Origin of the sequence: [Micrococcus luteus] ATCC 49442, assembly GCF_010367585.1 — a bacterium.
In the GTDB taxonomy this organism is placed as follows: Bacteria; Actinomycetota; Actinomycetes; order Actinomycetales; family Micrococcaceae; genus Arthrobacter; species Arthrobacter luteus_A.
Genome location: NZ_JAAAXP010000001.1, coordinates 4194706 through 4210365 on the forward strand (window position 1 = coordinate 4194706; position 15660 = coordinate 4210365).

General features: G+C 66.8%; 16 protein-coding genes. 9 read left to right on the plus strand and 7 right to left on the minus strand.

What is annotated here, in order from left to right; genetic code table 11:
• Window positions 1–10: 10 nt before the first annotated feature.
• Both GUV69_RS19090 and GUV69_RS19095 read right to left on the minus strand, forming a co-directional pair.
• Complete coding sequence (locus tag GUV69_RS19090; protein WP_244292785.1) at window positions 11–607, minus strand: hypothetical protein; 597 nt, start codon at window positions 605–607, stop codon at window positions 11–13.
• Between the two features lie 5 nt (window positions 608–612).
• A complete protein-coding gene (locus GUV69_RS19095; protein ID WP_164205271.1) occupies window positions 613–1014 on the minus strand; it encodes a PLD nuclease N-terminal domain-containing protein in 402 nt (133 codons plus the stop codon).
• Between the two features lie 60 nt (window positions 1015–1074).
• Here GUV69_RS19095 and GUV69_RS19100 point away from each other — a divergent pair, with 60 nt between their 5' ends.
• Window positions 1075–1386, plus strand: a complete 312-nt coding sequence (locus tag GUV69_RS19100; protein WP_208786676.1) for a DUF4229 domain-containing protein — start codon at window positions 1075–1077, stop codon at window positions 1384–1386.
• Here the strand turns inward: GUV69_RS19100 and GUV69_RS19105 are convergent.
• The 5 genes from GUV69_RS19105 to GUV69_RS19125 all read right to left on the minus strand — a co-directional run bounded on the left by GUV69_RS19105 (window position 1383) and on the right by GUV69_RS19125 (window position 5815).
• Window positions 1383–2264 carry a 1,4-dihydroxy-2-naphthoate polyprenyltransferase gene (locus GUV69_RS19105; protein WP_164205275.1) on the minus strand — a complete coding sequence of 294 codons (882 nt, stop codon included), beginning with the start codon at window positions 2262–2264 and terminating at the stop codon, window positions 1383–1385. The genes GUV69_RS19100 and GUV69_RS19105 overlap by 4 nt on opposite strands.
• Window positions 2265–2344: 80 nt before the next feature.
• The gene (locus GUV69_RS19110; RefSeq protein ID WP_208786677.1) at window positions 2345–3556 is read right to left on the minus strand and encodes an AMP-binding protein; all 1212 of its coding nucleotides are present in this window, start codon (window positions 3554–3556) and stop codon (window positions 2345–2347) included.
• A gap of 13 nt (window positions 3557–3569) precedes the next feature.
• A complete protein-coding gene (locus GUV69_RS19115) occupies window positions 3570–4523 on the minus strand; it encodes a 1,4-dihydroxy-2-naphthoyl-CoA synthase (RefSeq protein WP_164205276.1) in 954 nt (317 codons plus the stop codon).
• A gap of 21 nt (window positions 4524–4544) precedes the next feature.
• The gene (locus GUV69_RS19120) at window positions 4545–4985 is read right to left on the minus strand and encodes a VOC family protein (protein ID WP_164205278.1); all 441 of its coding nucleotides are present in this window, start codon (window positions 4983–4985) and stop codon (window positions 4545–4547) included.
• Between the two features lie 68 nt (window positions 4986–5053).
• Window positions 5054–5815: a CPBP family intramembrane glutamic endopeptidase gene (locus GUV69_RS19125; protein ID WP_164205280.1), complete on the minus strand. Its 762-nt coding sequence runs from the start codon at window positions 5813–5815 to the stop codon at window positions 5054–5056.
• Window positions 5816–5961: 146 nt separating this feature from the next.
• On the opposite strand from GUV69_RS19125, the gene GUV69_RS19130 reads away from it, so the two are divergent.
• From GUV69_RS19130 to GUV69_RS19165, 8 genes are all read left to right on the plus strand, one after another.
• Window positions 5962–6960: a metal ABC transporter substrate-binding protein gene (locus GUV69_RS19130; protein ID WP_164205282.1), complete on the plus strand. Its 999-nt coding sequence runs from the start codon at window positions 5962–5964 to the stop codon at window positions 6958–6960.
• Window positions 6957–7760 carry a metal ABC transporter ATP-binding protein gene (locus tag GUV69_RS19135; protein ID WP_164205284.1) on the plus strand — a complete coding sequence of 268 codons (804 nt, stop codon included), beginning with the start codon at window positions 6957–6959 and terminating at the stop codon, window positions 7758–7760. The genes GUV69_RS19130 and GUV69_RS19135 overlap by 4 nt, the downstream gene beginning before the upstream one ends.
• A 3-nt stretch (window positions 7761–7763) precedes the next feature.
• A complete protein-coding gene (locus GUV69_RS19140) occupies window positions 7764–8633 on the plus strand; it encodes a metal ABC transporter permease (protein WP_164205286.1) in 870 nt (289 codons plus the stop codon).
• Between the two features lie 187 nt (window positions 8634–8820).
• Complete coding sequence (locus tag GUV69_RS19145) at window positions 8821–10503, plus strand: ABC-F family ATP-binding cassette domain-containing protein (RefSeq protein WP_164205288.1); 1683 nt, start codon at window positions 8821–8823, stop codon at window positions 10501–10503.
• A gap of 165 nt (window positions 10504–10668) precedes the next feature.
• Window positions 10669–11016, plus strand: coding sequence for a molybdopterin oxidoreductase (locus tag GUV69_RS19150; RefSeq protein ID WP_164205290.1), 348 nt, complete (start codon window positions 10669–10671; stop codon window positions 11014–11016).
• Window positions 11016–13532, plus strand: a complete 2517-nt coding sequence (gene nirB, locus GUV69_RS19155; protein WP_164205292.1) for a nitrite reductase large subunit NirB — start codon at window positions 11016–11018, stop codon at window positions 13530–13532. Before GUV69_RS19150 ends, nirB begins: the two co-directional genes overlap by 1 nt.
• Entirely contained in the window at window positions 13529–13879 is a 351-nt protein-coding gene (locus GUV69_RS19160; protein ID WP_164205294.1) for a Rieske (2Fe-2S) protein, read from the plus strand. Before nirB ends, GUV69_RS19160 begins: the two co-directional genes overlap by 4 nt.
• Window positions 13880–14066: 187 nt before the next feature.
• A complete protein-coding gene (locus GUV69_RS19165; protein WP_164205296.1) occupies window positions 14067–15527 on the plus strand; it encodes an amino acid permease in 1461 nt (486 codons plus the stop codon).
• The last annotated feature ends 133 nt before the right edge of the window (window positions 15528–15660 follow it).

The window sequence follows — 15660 nt, forward strand, 5'->3', positions numbered from 1 at the left end:
CGACGTGCTGCTAGGGCCGGTTTCGCCGTGACTTGAACCAGCGGTGGGCCGATGGCATCAGCAGCGCCAGGAGGCCGGCGAAGGCCAGCAGCACCTGGGCGGCCCAAAGGATAAGAACGTAACTGCCGGCGTCGCCCTCGGGAACGAGGAAGACTGCTGTCACTGCCATCACGCCCACCTGCCCGGCCAGGAGCAGGAGCATGAGCCAGCGGGCCCACCCGCGGCGGCCGGAGACAGCCCCCAGCAGGGCCGCCTGGAGAAGGATCAACAGAAGCAGGGCACCGCCGCTGCCCCAAAAAACGATCGCCGTGGACGTGGTGAGGGCGGCGTCATCCCCGCCCGGCGCCATCTCGTCCACGACGGTGCGGAGCCGCTCCAGATGGGAATCCCGGGTGAGGAAAGAGCCCACCAGGACGGCAAGCCCGGCGACGAAACTGGACAGCCAAAGGGCCCGGCCCAGCCGTATGCTGCGCGGGGCCGGCGGAATCACCAGGATGGGAGCCGGTGCGGCGTAGGACAGGCCCGGCCGCGGCGGGGGAGGAGGGGGCGAAGCAGCCCCGGCGGGCGCAACTGGCAGTTGGGGGTTTCCGTCGGGGTGCTGTGGCATAGGTCCTACTTCACGTCGCCGGTGTCGTGGGTGTCTGCGTCTCCTGTGCTGTCCGGGCCGGCGCCGGCGGGACCGTCGTCGGACTTCGCCTCCAGGTCATCCTTGAGTTTCTTGAGGCGGGCGGCTTCGGCCTGTTTGCGGCGGCGGACCTCCAGGTTCCGGAGGAAGTCGGGATCATCGTCCGGGGCGGTGGGGCCGCTGTAGGTGCGGCGGGCGGGAGGCGTGTTCCGGGGACGCCCCATCAGCAGCCAGAGGATGGCGCCGATCACGGGAAGGACGATCATGACGATGATCCATGCCGGCTTGGAGATCCCCCGGGTCAGGCGGGCGTCAGTACGGATCACGTCCACCAATCCATACACAAAGATGACGAGTACTGCCACGGCCAGAGCCACACGGAAGAGCATGGCATTAAGTCTATCGTCCGCAGGGGTTTGGCGTTCAGGCGGGGCGGCTAAACTTGGGTGGTGGCTTTCCTGAAATACTCCCTGATCCGGCTGGCGCTGTTTGCGCCGCTCTTCGTCTTGTTTATGTTCCTGCAGCTGGGGGCGTTGCTGTCTGTTGTCTGCGCGGCGCTGATTGCCTTCGCCGTCAGTTACCTGCTTTTCCAGAAGCAGCGGGACGAAGCTGCTGCCGCCCTGCATGACCGGTTCACCGGCAAGACAAAGCCCGGGCCCAACGCCGGCGAGGCCGCGGATGCCGCCGCCGAGGACCGCCTCACGGATGCCAATACCGACGTCACCATCCGGAATACCACCCCGAAGACTCCCGACGCCTAGAAACCGTGGCTGAGTACCAGTCCCAGTGTGAACAGCAGGCTGTAGCCGAGGTTGATCAGGCCGGTCTGCTTGAGGACGGGGATCAGGCTCTTGCGCTTGCGGCCGTTGATCATCAGCCAGGCGGGCATCAGGCAGGCCGGGATGAGCAGCAGCACGATCAGGATCCATGGGCGCCCGGGTGCAAGGATCACCACCAGTAGGATGGCCACCGCGAGCATCAGCACGTAGCTTTCGCGGGCGTGTTTATCGCCCAGCCGCACGGCCAGGGTCTTCTTGCCCGCCTGGATATCCGTGGGGATATCGCGGACGTTGTTGGCCATCAGCAGGGCGCAGGCAATCAGGCCCGTGCCGATCGCGCCGATCACCGCGGACAGGCTGACCTGACCGGCCTGGGTGTAGGTGGTGCCGAGCGTTGCCACGAGGCCGAAGAAGACAAACACAAAAACGTCACCCAGGCCCATGTAGCCGTACGGGTTCTTGCCGCCGGTGTAGCCCCAGGCCGCCATCACACAGCCGATCCCCACCAGGATCAGCCACCAGCTCTGGGTGATCACCACCAGTGCCAGGCCAAATAGCATGGCCAGGGCGAACGTACCAAACGCCGCATACTTGACGTGCTCGGGTTTGGCAGCGCCGGAGCCCACCAGCCGCAGCGGTCCCACCCGGTCCTCGTCGGTGCCGCGGACGCCGTCGGAGTAGTCGTTGGCGTAGTTCACGCCGACCTGCAGGAGCAGCGCCACCAGGGCGGCCAGCACGGCGTTCACGGGGCGGAACGAATCCAGCTCGTAGGCTGCGGCGGTGCCGATCAGCACGGGGGCGATGGCGGCCGGCAAAGTGCGGAGGCGGGCGCCTTGGATCCATTGTGCGGCTGTGGCCACGGTGAGTACCTCGTGTTGGGTTGGGGGAAAACGGTGAAACGGTGTGCACCGGCTGCGGGGGCCGCCGGTGCAGCTCTACTCTACTTTCCCTGGTGCAGGGCGTTGAGCCGCTCGATCATGGCCAGGCGGTCCGGCTTGCCGTTGGGAAGCATCAGCAGCTCACTGGCGGTGAGGATTGTTTTCGGGGCCAGCAGTCCCAGCCGGGCGTGCCATCTCTGTTCAAGCACGACGGCGTGATCCCCGGCGCCGGAGGGGGCGTCGCCGGGGGGAGCTGCCAAAGCATCGGCGCCGGAGGCGCCGCCGGCCAGCGCAACATAGGCGGCCACGGCCTGGCCCCATTCCGCGGACGGGACACCGGCCACAAAAGCCGCTGCGACGCCGTCGGACTTTTCCAGCTCTTCCTGTACGTGCGCCGCGGAGACCTTGACTCCGCCGGTGATAATGACGTCGTCGGCGCGGCCCAGCACGGTGAGCCGGCCGTCCGCGTCCACGGAGCCCAGATCGTTCGTGCGGTACCAGCGCACGCCGTCTTCCTCATAAAACGTGTCCGTGCTCTCGGGCGCGTCGAGGTATCCGGCGGCCACGGTGTCGCCGCCCAGCAGGATCCGGCCGTCCTCGGCGATCCGGACCTCCACACCGGTCAGCGGCACGCCGTCGTAGACGCAGCCCCCGCAGGTTTCCGCCGAGCCGTAAGTGGTGATGACCCGCAGCCCGGCCTTGCGGGCGTCCTTCAGGAGCCCGGCCGACGCCGGTGCGCCGCCCAGCAGGATGCCGTCGAAACGCCGCAGGACAGCCAGGGTCTCCGGGGACGGGGCGTCCAGGAGGCGCTGCAGCTGGGTAGGCACCAGCGAGGTGAATCGGATGGGATCCGTGAGCTCCAGGGCGCCCGCCGTGAACGCTTCGGGCGTGAAACCGCCGGACATGTCCATGACCCACGGCCGTGTGCCGGCAAACAGCGAGCGCACCAGCACCTGAACGCCGGCCACGAACTGGACCGGAAGGGCAAGCAGCCACTGGCCTTCGCCCTGGAGTGCCAGCGCTGTGCCCATGGAGGACGCGGCCAGCGACTCGACGGTCAGGACGGTGGCCTTCGGCGCGCCGGTCGAGCCGGACGTGCGCACCACTGCCACGGCGTCGTCGCAGCCGGGGGTTTTGGTGTGCCCCACCACCAGTTCGCCGTCAGGGCTGATGGATAGTTCGACGGCGGGGCCCTCACCGCGGAGGGCGGCCGCCAGGGCGGTGAGCGCCGGTTCAATGTCCAGGGGGCCGATGTGCTGGCGTCCGATGTTCATGTGCCGTCCTGCCTTAGAAGTAATGGGGGAAGCGGGACCAGTCAGGGTCGCGTTTCTCCAGGAAGGCTTCCTTCCCTTCCACGGCCTCGTCCGTCATGTAGGCCAGGCGGGTGGCTTCGCCGGCGAAGACCTGCTGGCCCGCCAGGCCGTCGTCGGCGAGGTTGAAGGCGAATTTGAGCATGCGGATGGCCTGGGGCGACTGGCGGGCGATGTCCGCGGCGTATTCCAGGGCCACTTCCTCGAGCCGTTCGTGGTCCACGGCCTCGTTCACGGCGCCCATGCGGACCATGTCCTCGGCGGAGTACTCGCGGGCCAGGAAGAAGATCTCGCGGGCGGTCTTCTGGCCGATCTGGCGGGCCAGCAGTGCGGAGCCGTATCCGGCGTCGAAGCTTCCCACGGTGGCGTCGGTCTGCTTGAACTTGCCGTGCTGGCGGGAGGCGATGGTGAGGTCGGAGACCACGTGCAGGGAGTGCCCGCCGCCGGCTGCCCAGCCGTTCACGACGGCGATGACCACCTTGGGCATGGTCCGCATCAGCCGCTGGACTTCCAGGATGTGGAGGCGGCCGGCGCGGGCGGGGTCGATGGTTTCCTGCGTCTCGCCGTCCGCATAGCGGTAGCCGTCGCGGCCGCGGATCCGCTGGTCTCCGCCGGAGCAGAAGCTGTGTCCGCCGTCCTTGGGGGAGGGGCCGTTGCCGGTGAGCAGGACGGTGGCGACGTCCGGGGTCATGCGGGCGTGGTCCATGGCCCGGTAGAGCTCGTCCACGGTGCCGGGGCGGAACGCGTTGCGGACCTCGGGACGGTTGAACGCGATCCGGACTGTGGGCAGGTCCCGGATCCCGGTGCCATCCTCGGAGCGCTCCACCTGCCGGTGGTACGTCATGTCCTGGAAGTCGTCGAAGCCGGAGACGGTGCGCCAGCGGGTGGGGTCGAAGACGTCGGACACCTTGGCGGGAATTTGGTTGCTCACCGGACAAGTCTAGTAATCGGGTCAGCTGATGCAGAACTCGTTGCCTTCGGGGTCAGCCATGGTGTGCCATTCGTGCGGGCCCTCGTTGGCGGTCCAGAGGAAGGTGGCCCCGCGGGCTTCGAGTTCCTTCCGGACTTCTTCCTTGTCCCGCCCGTCCAGCCGCACGTCCCAGTGGACACGGTTCTTGACGGTTTTCCCTTCCGGGACTGCCTGGAACAGGACGCGGTGGGCGGGCGCTTGAGCCTCGAGTTCCTCCGGCGGCCGGATGGCCTGTCCTGTGCGCCAGACGAGTTTGCCGTTGTGCGTGAGGGTTTCCGCTTCCGTGGCGTAGCCCTGGCTGATCATGGACCGGATGAAGCCCTCGTCCTGAGGTTCCACAGCCCAGTCCAGGGTCTCCGCCCACCAGTCGGCGAGCTCGTGCGGGTTCTTGCTGTCCACCACAATCTGGATCTTCAGTCCCATCCCACCAACCTACGCGCGGCGGCTTGCTGATGGATAGGGGAGCCGGCCCCCTGTTAGGGCCGGAGCTGTTAAGGCTGGACCTGCTGGAGCTGCTCGAACAGCTCGGGCGGGATGGCGTAGATGAACACCACGGCCAGCAGGTTCTTCGCCGCGTGCACAAAGTAGGCGAACATCAGGTTCCTGCCGGTCCAGACATACACAAAGACCAACGTGGCGCCCATGGCCAGGTACGGCAGCAGTGCCGGGAGCGTGATGGCTTCCTGGCCCACAATGTGGAGGGCGGCGAACAGCACCACGGACAGGGCGCAGCACAGCCAGATGTTCAGTTTGCGGCTTAGCTTGCCGATCAGCAGGTGCCGGAAGATGTACTCCTCCACAAACGGGCCCACGATGACCACCACGGGCACCATGAGCCAGGCGGGGACCTGCTGCATAAGCTCCTGGAGTCCGGCCTGGTTGGCGGAGGTCTGCACGCCGCCGGCCGCGGTCACCACGATGGCGGTGAGGATCATCATGGCGATCACCGCGGTGGGGATCATCAGGAGCGTGAACCATGGCCGGGTGGCCAGCACCCGGAGGTCCCTGGCCATCACCCGGCGGGCGGCGATCACGGCCAGGATCCCGACGGACCCGTAAAACAACAGATTCACCCCGTACGACGCCGCGGCGGGGCTGGGTGCCAGCTGGCGCAGGAACGGGGCGAGCAGTTCACCGGCGACGGCGAAGAGTCCGGCCGCGGCGACGTACAGGCCCACGGTGGTGAAGTCGAGGGCCGAAAACCGGTAGAGCTCGGGCTGCGGAGCGGGTGGTCGCCGGTGGATTGTCGCCATGGGTTCAGCCTATCGCCCGCCCAAGTAGGTAGCGCTAACTGTCGTTATGGGGCTCCAAAACGACAGTTAGCGCTACCTACTTGGGGAAGGGGAAGGGGGCGGCGTCACATTGCGGCCCCAGTTCGGCGTCCCGTAGAATATTCGGTATGCCTAACTTTCTGTTTCGGTGCGCCAAAGTAGCCGCCCGGACCTTCGCGCCCCAAGCGGCGAGGTTGCGCGCTGCAGGTGCTGCCGCCGTCGTCCTCCTCTCCCTGTCCCTTACAGCCTGCGGCGGCGATGCGTCGGGCAACGGCAACAGTGAGAAGCCCGTGGTGCTGACCACCTTTACGGTGCTGGCGGATGTGGCCCGGAACGTTGCGGGGGACAAACTGACGGTGGAGTCCATCACCAAGGCAGGCGCCGAAATCCACGGCTACGAGCCAACCCCCGGCGATATCCGGAAGGCGTCCAAAGCCGACCTGATCCTGGACAACGGGCTCAACCTTGAAGCATGGTTTGCGCAGTTCGTGGAGGGCCTGGACGTGCCGCACGCCGTGGTCAGCGACGGCGTGGCGGTCATGGACATCAGCGAGGACTCCTACCAGGGCAAGCCGAACCCGCACGCGTGGATGTCCCCGGTGAACGTGCAGATCTATGTGGACAACATGGTCAAGGCATTCAGCGGGCTGGACCCGGAGAACGCCGCGGCATTCGAGGCCAACGGTGACGCGTACAAGGCCGAGCTGCAGGCTGTGCAGGACGAGATGAAAGCGAGCCTGGCCGGCGTCCCGGAGAAACAGCGTGCCCTGGTGACCTGCGAAGGCGCCTTCTCCTACCTTGCCCGCGACGCCGGCCTCCGCGAGGTCTATATCTGGGCCGTCAACGCCGAGCAGCAGGCCACGCCGCAGCAGATCACCCGCGCCATCGAGTACGTCAAGGCGAACCAGGTCCCGGCTGTCTTCTGCGAATCCACCGTGTCGGACGCCCCCATGCAGCAGGTGGTCGGGGCAACCGGGACGACGTTCGGCGGCATCCTCTACGTCGACTCGTTATCCGAGGCGGACGGCCCCGTCCCCACTTACCTGGATCTGATCAGGCACGACGCCGACCTCATCACCAAGGCGCTCACCGGCACCGCAGCAGCTTCAGCCCGGGCAACGTCATGAACGCCCCGGCCATCCTCGTTGAAAACGTCACCGTCCACTACGGCGAGGTCCTGGCGCTCGATTCCGCCTCGCTCACCCTGGACGCCGCCCGGATCTGCGGCCTGATCGGCATGAACGGGTCCGGGAAATCCACCCTGTTCAAGGTGATCATGGGCATGATCAAGCCCGACGCCGGCCGCGTCCTGATCGGCGGACAGTCACCCGCCAGGGCACGCAGGGCAGGCGGGATCGGCTACGTGCCGCAGAGCGAGGATGTGGACTGGCAGTTCCCGCTGTCCGTCCGCGACGTGGTGATGATGGGCCGCTACGGGCACCAGGGATTCACCCGCCGCCCCTCCAAGGCGGACCGCGCCGCCGTGGACGAAGCACTAGACCGGGTGGAACTGTCCGAGTACGCCGGACGCCAGATCGGCCAGTTGTCCGGCGGCCAGAAGAAACGGGCATTTGTGGCCCGCGGCATCGCCCAGGGTGCCACCATGATGCTCCTGGACGAGCCGTTTGCCGGCGTCGACAAGCGCTCCGAAGCCACCATCACCCGGCTGCTGCGAGAACTGGCCTCGGACGGCTGCACCATCCTGATCTCCACCCATGACCTGCACGCCCTTCCCGAACTGTGCGACGAAGCCGTGCTCCTGATGCGCCGTGTCCTGATGCATGGCGCCCCCGAGCTGGTCCTGCAGCCGGAAAACCTGGCCATGGCGTTCGGCCTGGACGTGCTGAACCGGGACCTTCCGGAGGAGCCTGGCCGCAAACACCCCACAGCACGCGCCACGGCAGCCGGTACCGAGAGCAGGAGCTGAGCCATGGAACTGCTCCTGGAGCCATTGAGCTACGACTTCATGGTCCGTGCCATCATCACCACCGCCCTCGCCGCCATCGTCTGTGCCGTGCTCAGCTGCTGGCTGGTCCTGATCGGCTGGTCGCTGATGGGTGACGCCGTATCGCACGCTGTGCTGCCCGGCGTCGTTCTCGCCTATATTGTGGGGGCGCCGTTCGCAGTCGGCGCGCTGGTGTTCGCGCTGATCGCCGTGACGCTGATCGGGGTGGTGCGCAACACCAGCCGGGTCAAGGAGGACGCCGCGATCGGCATCGTGTTCACCTCGCTGTTTGCCCTGGGCCTGGTTCTCATCTCCGTCACACCCAGCCAGACAGACCTGAATCACATCATCTTCGGCAACCTCCTGGGAGTCAGCATCCCGGACCTCATCCAGGTGCTGGTCCTCGGCGTTGTTGCCTTCGCCATCCTGATCCTGAAGCGCCGTGACCTGACGCTCTACGCCTTTGACCCCACGCATGCCCACGCGATCGGCCTCTCGCCGAAGCGGCTGGGGGCGCTGCTCCTGGGGCTGCTCGCGCTGACGTCCGTGGTGGCGCTGCAGACCGTGGGCGTGGTGCTGGTGGTGGCCATGCTCATCATTCCGGGTGCCACGGCCTACCTGCTGACCGACCGCTTCTCCCGCATGCTGGTGATCGCCCCGGCGGTCTCGGCCACCTGCTCCATCGCCGGCATCTACTTCAGTTACTACCTGGACACAGCCTCCGGCGCGATGGTGGTGCTCACGCAGGGAGCCGTGTTCGCCGTCGTCTATCTCTTCAGCCCGCGGCAGGGGCTGATCGGAACCCGGCTGGCGAAGGCCCGCCGCAAGAAGGCAGCCGCGCTTCAGGCCGCGTAATCCCGCACAGGGGTCCCGATCATTGACTGACGGGCCGCCGCACGGCAGGCTGGACCGATGAAGTCCTAAGCAGCGGACCGGCCAGGCCGGACCGTTCCCCCGAAACCCAAGGCCGTCGTCGAGCACCCCCTGAACAATTCCGGTTCAGCTCCGGCGGCCACACTGCGGAAAAATACAAGGACTTCCCGTGACCGAACATCTCAAGCTCTCAGGCGTCTCCCACGGCTACGGCGACCGCCAGCTGCTGGCTGCCATCACCCTGGTCATCACGGCCGGGGAACATGTGGCCATCGTGGGCGAAAACGGCGCCGGTAAATCAACCCTGCTCCGGATTATGGCCGGCCTCGAAACGCCCGACGAAGGCTCCGTCACCAGTGATGGCCGGGTGGGCTACCTCGCGCAGGCCCACGGCCTGCCGGAAGACTTCACCGTGGGCGCCGCCATCGACGCTTCCCTGGCCTCGCTAAGGGCTCTCGAGGCTGAGCTTGACCGGCTGGAGGCAGGCCTGGCCGACGCCGAGGACGACGACCTGGAAACTTACGGCAGGCTCCAGACCGAGTACCAGCTTCGCGAAGGCTACGCCGCGGAATCACGGGTGGAGGCGGCGCTGGACCGGCTGGGCCTGGGCGGCCTGGACCGGCACCGGACCCTGGGCTCACTCTCCGGCGGCGAACAGGAACGTGTGGCCCTGGCCTGCGTGCTGGCCGATCCGGCGGACATCCTGCTCCTGGACGAACCCACCAACCACCTGGACGCGCGGGGAACGGCGTGGCTGGAGGACCGGCTGGCCGCCCACCGCGGCACCGTTGTGGTGGTCTCCCACGACCGTGTGCTCCTCCGTAAGGTGGCCGGCACCATTATCGAGGTGGACGCCGAGCGTCTCGCAGTGGCTCGCTACGGCAACGGGTATGACGGCTACCTCCGCGAGAAGGCCGCCGAGCGCCAGCGCTGGGTCCAGGAGTACCACCAATGGATCGACGCGATGGACGCCGAACAGCGGCAGGCCGATACCGTGGCCGGAAAGATGGGCTACGCCCGCAAACGCGACGGCGACAAGATGGGCTTCGACTTCAAGGCAGGGACCTGGCAGAAGGCGGCCACCAGCAAGGTCCGGAACGCACAGGAACGGCTCCGCCGGCTTGAGGCCAGCCCGGTGGCCCGCCCGCCGGTTCCGCTGCGGCTGAATGCGGACCTGGCCGTGGACGCGGACATTGCGCCGGCCCCTGGCCTGGATGAGCCCTCAGCGGTCCTCTCTGCCCGTGGCGTCAGCGTTCCGGGCCGCCTCCGCCCTACGGATTTCGAAGCCTGGACCGGCGACAAGATCCTCATCACCGGTCCCAACGGCGCCGGCAAGTCCACGCTGCTTTCCGTACTGGCCGGCACCCTCGAGCCGGCCGGGGGGAGCGTGAGCCGCCCGGCGCGCGTCGGCTATCTGCAGCAGGAGCTCGAACTGCCGGAACGGCCCTCACTGCGGCTGCTGCCGGCCTTCGTGGCAGGACTGGGCGGGAATATTGATGAGCACGCCGAGGCCCTCCTCCGCCTTGGCCTGTTCCGCACCAGCGAGTTCCATGTCCCGGTGGGCAGCCTGTCCGCAGGCCAGCAGCGCAGGCTCGCGCTCGCCCGCCTGCTGCTGGGCGGCTACAGCACCCTGATTGTGGACGAACCCACCAACCACCTGGCGCCCGTGCTGGTGGAGCAGCTCGAGGAAGCGCTCGCGGACTTCACCGGGACCCTCGTGATGGTCAGCCACGACCGCGCCCTCCGGGACTGGTTTGCCCGCTGCGCGAAGAAGAGCGAAAAGTCGCGGACGGACGAGGCCGGCCGCTGGATCCGGTACTCGATGGACAGCGGGGTGCTCGCCCGGGCTTGAGCGCCCCCGCACCGCACCGCGCCGGCCCGCGCCCGCGCACCGCGCTGGCGCCGCAAACGGTGAGTTTTGCGCAAACGAAAAGTTACCGGCGGACCGGCGGACGGAAACATCGGCGGCGGAAGATGGGCTCATGCCAGTCTTCCCGCCGGCCGAAAGGATCTGTCCATGATCACCAAGAACCTTTTCCTGCAGGGCATCTTCCCGTTCGAGGGCGCGGGGTTGGAGAAACCCGGCCTCATCCACAGCGAACTGTCGCACTATGTCCCGGACGGTGTGATCAACCAGACGCTCTACTTCCGCGGCGGCAATTCCAGCGCTGAGCTCATCACGGTGGTGCTGATGCGGAACGGCGTGCCCATGCGCTATTTTCCCATCGGCGCCAAGAGCGAGGTCCACGTGCCGCTGCGCGTGGTGGAGGACATCGACGGCGGCTCGGTGGTGGAGCTCCATGTCGCGGCACCGGACGGCGTGGCGGGATTCGTTGTGGTGGACCTGGGCATGGTGGAGCACTGATGACCAGCGTGCTGGAGCGGCCGCACGGCAGGCACCCGGGCGGCGCGCCCCGCCGTCGGCTGGTGGTGGTGGGCAACGGGATGGCCGGTGCCCGCGCGGTGGAGGAAATCCTTGCCCGGGGAGGCGCGGACCAGTTCACCATCACCATGTTCGGCGACGAGCCCTACGGCAACTACAACCGGATCATGCTCAGCCACGTCCTCTCCGGTGAGGAAAGTGACGCCGACATCTTCCTGAACGCCCTGTCCTGGTACCGCGAGAACAGCATCACGCTGCACGCCGGGGTCCGCGTTGACCGGATCGACAAGGCAACCAAGCACGTGTTCTCCAACGACGGCCGCGTCACACCGTACGACACCCTCATCATTGCCACCGGCAGCCGCTCGCACATGCCGCCGATGGACGGGCTGTACACGCCGGGCGGGTCCGTGAAACACGGGATCTTCGGCTTCCGCACCATCGATGACACACGCAGGATGGTCCAGCACGCGCAGCAGGAGCACCACCGGCGGGCGGTGGTGATCGGCGGTGGCCTCCTGGGCCTGGAAGCCGCTTACGGGCTGAAAAGCCACGGCATTGCCGTGGAAGTGGTGCACTCCGGCGGGCACCTCATGAATGCGCAGATGGGGCCCGACGGCGGCGCGGTGCTGCGGAGGAGCGTGGAGGCGCTGGGCATCGGGGTGCACACGTCCAGCCGCACCACTGCCGTCCTCGGCGCCGACAGCGTCACCGGGGTCAGCCTCCGCGACCGGGAGGACATCGCGTGCGACATGGTGGTGGTGGCCGCCGGGATCCGGCCGAACGTGGACCTGGCCGTGCTGAGCGGGCTGCCGGTGGAACGGGCCATCGTGGTGGATGACCGGCTGATGGTCCAGGACGAGGACGATATCTATGCGGTGGGGGAGTGCGTCCAGCACCGCGGGGAAGTCTACGGACTGGTGGCGCCGCTGTGGGAACAGGCCGTGGTGCTCGCCAACCACGTGACCGGCGCCGATACGTCGTCGGCCTACCTCGGCTCCCGGACGGCCACCAAGCTCAAGGTGGCCGGCGTCGACGTCGCCTCCATGGGGCTCCACGGACCGGAACTCGACACGGACGAGCACATCGTCTTCTCCGAGCCCAGCCGCGGCATCTTCAAGTCCATCGTGGTCCGCGACAACAAAATGGTGGGCGCAACGCTGCTGGGCGACAGCCGGAAAGTGGCCTACCTGACGCAGGCGTATGACCGCGGGCTGCCCCTGCCGGAGGAGCGGATCGCGCTCCTGTTCGACGTCGGCGGGCCCGGTGAGGAGGCCGGCGTGGCCGAGCTCGACGACGGCGCCCAGGTCTGCAACTGCAACGGCGTCTCGAAGGGGGCGCTCGTGGCCGCCGTGAAGGGCGGCTGCGCGACGGTTTCGGGTGCGATGGACGCCACCCGGGCGGGCAAGGGCTGCGGTTCGTGCAAGCTCCTGGTGAAGCAGGTGGTGGAGTGGGCGGCGGACGGCGCCGTGGAGGAGGACCCGGCCGCCAGTTATTACGTGCCCGGGATCCCGCTGGACAAGCCGGCGCTCATGGCCGCCATCCGGAAGCAAGGCCTGCGCTCCGTGTCCCAGGTGTTCACGGCCTTGGCCCCGGGAAGTGCCGAGGACGCCAAATCCAAGATGGGCCTGGCCTCGCTGCTGAAAATGATGCTCGCGGACCGGTACATCGACGAACGCGACGCCCGGTTCATCAATGACCGTGTGCACGCCAATATCCAGCGCGACGGCACGTTCTCCGTGGTGCCGCAGATGAAGGGCGGCGTGACGTCCGTGCAGCAGCTGCGCCGCATCGCCGACGTCGCCGAGAAGCACAAGGTGCCGCTGATCAAGCTGACCGGCGGGCAGCGGATCGACCTGCTCGGGATCCCCAAGGAGGACCTCCCGCAGGTCTGGGCGGACCTGGACATGCCCTCCGGCTACGCCTACGGCAAGAGCTTCCGCACCGTCAAGACCTGCGTGGGCAAGGACTTCTGCCGGTACGGGACGGGCGATTCCACCAAGCTGGGCATCGAGATCGAGTCCCGGTTCCAAGGGATCGAGTCGCCGGCCAAACTGAAGCTGGCCGTGTCCGGCTGCCCGCGGAACTGTGCTGAATCGCTGGTCAAGGACGTGGGTGTGGTGGCCGTGGAAGGCGGCCGCTGGGAGCTGTACGTCGGCGGAGCGGCGGGAGCCCACATCCGCAAGGGCGACCTCCTGGCCACCGTGGACGATCCTGAGGAGGTCAAGCTCCTGACCGGCCGGTTTATGCAGTACTACCGCGAGCAGGCCAACTGGCTGGAGCGGACCTACGCCTTTGTGCCGCGGGTAGGCATCGAGCACCTCCGCGCCGTGATTGTGGAGGATTCCGAAGGCATCGCCGCCGCCCTTGATGCCGCCATGCAGGCATCCGTGGACAGCTACGTGGATCCCTGGAGCGAGCGCGACGATCCGCTGACGCCAGGCCAGTTCCGCACAGCATTGCCGCTCACGGTCCTCCCCCAGGTCCCGGTCCGATGAGCGGGCCTTCAAGCGTCCATACCCACAACCTGGGCCCGGTGAACCAGATCCCCGTCGGCGAGGGGCGCGCGTTCGGCGTCGATGGGGAGCAGGTGGCTGTCTTCCGGCTCCGTGACGGGTCCCTGCGGGCACTGTCAGCCGTGTGTCCCCACCGCGGCGGCCCCATTGCGGACGGCACCATCGACCGACAGGTTGTGATGTGTCCGCTCCACCAGCACGCCTTCGAGCTGGATACCGGCTGCTCCACAACCGGCGCCGAACCACTCACCGCCTATGGGGTGCAGGCGGATCCTGCGCGAAATATTATTCTGCAATGCGGGGAAGCGGCTCGCAGTTCTTCAGCTTAATTGCCGCTGAATGTAGTCCGCGTCACTCACTGCGGTGCGGGTCTTGTAGGATAGACAGGCCGCGCGAACTTCGACGCAATGTGACTTTCCATGCAGGAAATTCCTTCAAACATACTGAAGCCGAATTTTCAGGATGAGAGAGCTGTGCCAGGGGCGCCGGCCAATCCCCTACCCACAAGGAATTGTTGTGCCTCAAAGTACCCCCACAGAACTCGTGAGCCCCACGGCGCAATCCGCCGTCGTCGACTCCACCCTCAGCGCCGAGGGCTACAAAAAATCCCTGAGCGGCCGCCAGGTCACCATGATCGCCATGGGCGGCGCCATCGGCGTCGGCCTCTTTATGGGTGCGGGCGGACGCCTGGCCTCCACCGGCCCGGCGCTCATCTTCTCGTACGCCATTGCCGGCGTCATCGCCTACCTGCTGATGCGTGCGTTGGGCGAACTGATCATGTACCGCCAGACGTCCGGTTCCTTCGTCAGCTATGCCGGCGAAATGTTCGGCAAGAAGGGCGCCTACCTTTCCGGCTGGATGTATTTCATCAACTGGGCCATGACCGGCATCGCCGAGCTTATAGCGATCGGACTGTACTTCCAGTTCTTCTTCCCCAACGTTCCGGTTGAACTGTCCGCCATCGCCGCCCTGCTGCTGCTCGTTGGCGTCAACCTCCTGAGCGTCAAGGCCTTCGGCGAATTCGAATTCTGGGCCTCCTGCCTCAAGGTCGGCGCCATCATGATCTTCCTGGCCGTGGGTACCTTCATGGTCATCACCAACGCCCAGGTGGGCGACGGAAACGCCTCGGTCAACAACCTCTTCGCGGCCGAAGGCGGAATGTTCCCCAAGGGCGCCCTCGTGATGATCCTGGTGCTGAACGCCGTGATCTTCGCGTACAACGGCATCGAACTGGTGGGCATCACCGCCGGCGAAATGCAGAACCCGGCCAAGGAAGTGCCCAAGGCCATCCGCGCCGTCGTCTTCCGCATCGTGGTGTTCTACGTCGGTTCCGTGACTCTTCTGGCCATGCTGCTGCCCTCGGACCAGTACGTCGCCGGCACCTCGCCGTTCGTCACCGTGTTCGGCCAGATGGGCCTCGGCTGGATGGGCGATGTCATGAACATGATCGTCATCACCGCGGCGCTGTCCTCCTGCAACTCGGGCCTGTACTCCATCGGCCGGATCTTCCGCACCATGGCCAACAACGGGCACGCTCCGGAATGGCTGACGCGGATGTCCAAGAGCCACGTGCCGTATGCCGCCATCCTGGCCATCGGCGCCGTGTACCTTGTGGGCATCCTGCTGAACATCTGGCTGGGCGGCTCCCACGCCTTCGACCTCGCGCTGAACTCCGCATCAATCGGCGTGATCTTCACGTGGGGTGCCATCTTCGCCAGCCAGATCGCGCTCCGCACGAAGAAAGGCAAGGTTTCCTCCCTGCCCGCGCCCGGCGGCATCTGGAGCAGCTGGGCCGGCCTCATCGCACTGCTGGCCATTACCGTGCTGATCGGCTTCGACACCATGACCAGTAAGACCGGCGAGGTATTCCACCTCGGTCTCTGGACCCTGGCCACCATCCCGTTCTTCGCGCTTGTGCTGTGGCTGGGCTGGCAGAAGGTCAAGCACAACGAGCCCAAGAGCGAGCTCTTTAGCTAAGGCTTTCCACCCAAGCAGTACGACGTCGGCGGGTCACCTTCCCAAGGTGGCCGCCGCCGTCGTACTCCCGTGCGTTCCTGCCCGGTTTGTCCGGCCGGCCGGACCATATCCACGCCGTTTCGGGCGTTCTGCC

Bases quoted from the DNA above. Each gene is read 5' to 3' on its own strand.
- GUV69_RS19090 (WP_244292785.1), bottom strand. From the start codon at position 607: ATGCCACAGCACCCCGACGGAAACCCCCAACTGCCAGTTGCGCCCGCC.
- GUV69_RS19095 (WP_164205271.1), bottom strand. From the start codon at position 1,014: ATGCTCTTCCGTGTGGCTCTGGCCGTGGCAGTACTCGTCATCTTTGTG.
- GUV69_RS19110 (WP_208786677.1), bottom strand. From the start codon at position 3,556: ATGAACATCGGACGCCAGCACATCGGCCCCCTGGACATTGAACCGGCG.
- GUV69_RS19120 (WP_164205278.1), bottom strand. From the start codon at position 4,985: ATGGGACTGAAGATCCAGATTGTGGTGGACAGCAAGAACCCGCACGAG.
- GUV69_RS19125 (WP_164205280.1), bottom strand. From the start codon at position 5,815: ATGGCGACAATCCACCGGCGACCACCCGCTCCGCAGCCCGAGCTCTAC.
- GUV69_RS19130 (WP_164205282.1), top strand. From the start codon at position 5,962: ATGCCTAACTTTCTGTTTCGGTGCGCCAAAGTAGCCGCCCGGACCTTC.
- GUV69_RS19135 (WP_164205284.1), top strand. From the start codon at position 6,957: ATGAACGCCCCGGCCATCCTCGTTGAAAACGTCACCGTCCACTACGGC.
- GUV69_RS19140 (WP_164205286.1), top strand. From the start codon at position 7,764: ATGGAACTGCTCCTGGAGCCATTGAGCTACGACTTCATGGTCCGTGCC.
- GUV69_RS19150 (WP_164205290.1), top strand. From the start codon at position 10,669: ATGATCACCAAGAACCTTTTCCTGCAGGGCATCTTCCCGTTCGAGGGC.
- nirB (WP_164205292.1), top strand. From the start codon at position 11,016: ATGACCAGCGTGCTGGAGCGGCCGCACGGCAGGCACCCGGGCGGCGCG.
- GUV69_RS19160 (WP_164205294.1), top strand. From the start codon at position 13,529: ATGAGCGGGCCTTCAAGCGTCCATACCCACAACCTGGGCCCGGTGAAC.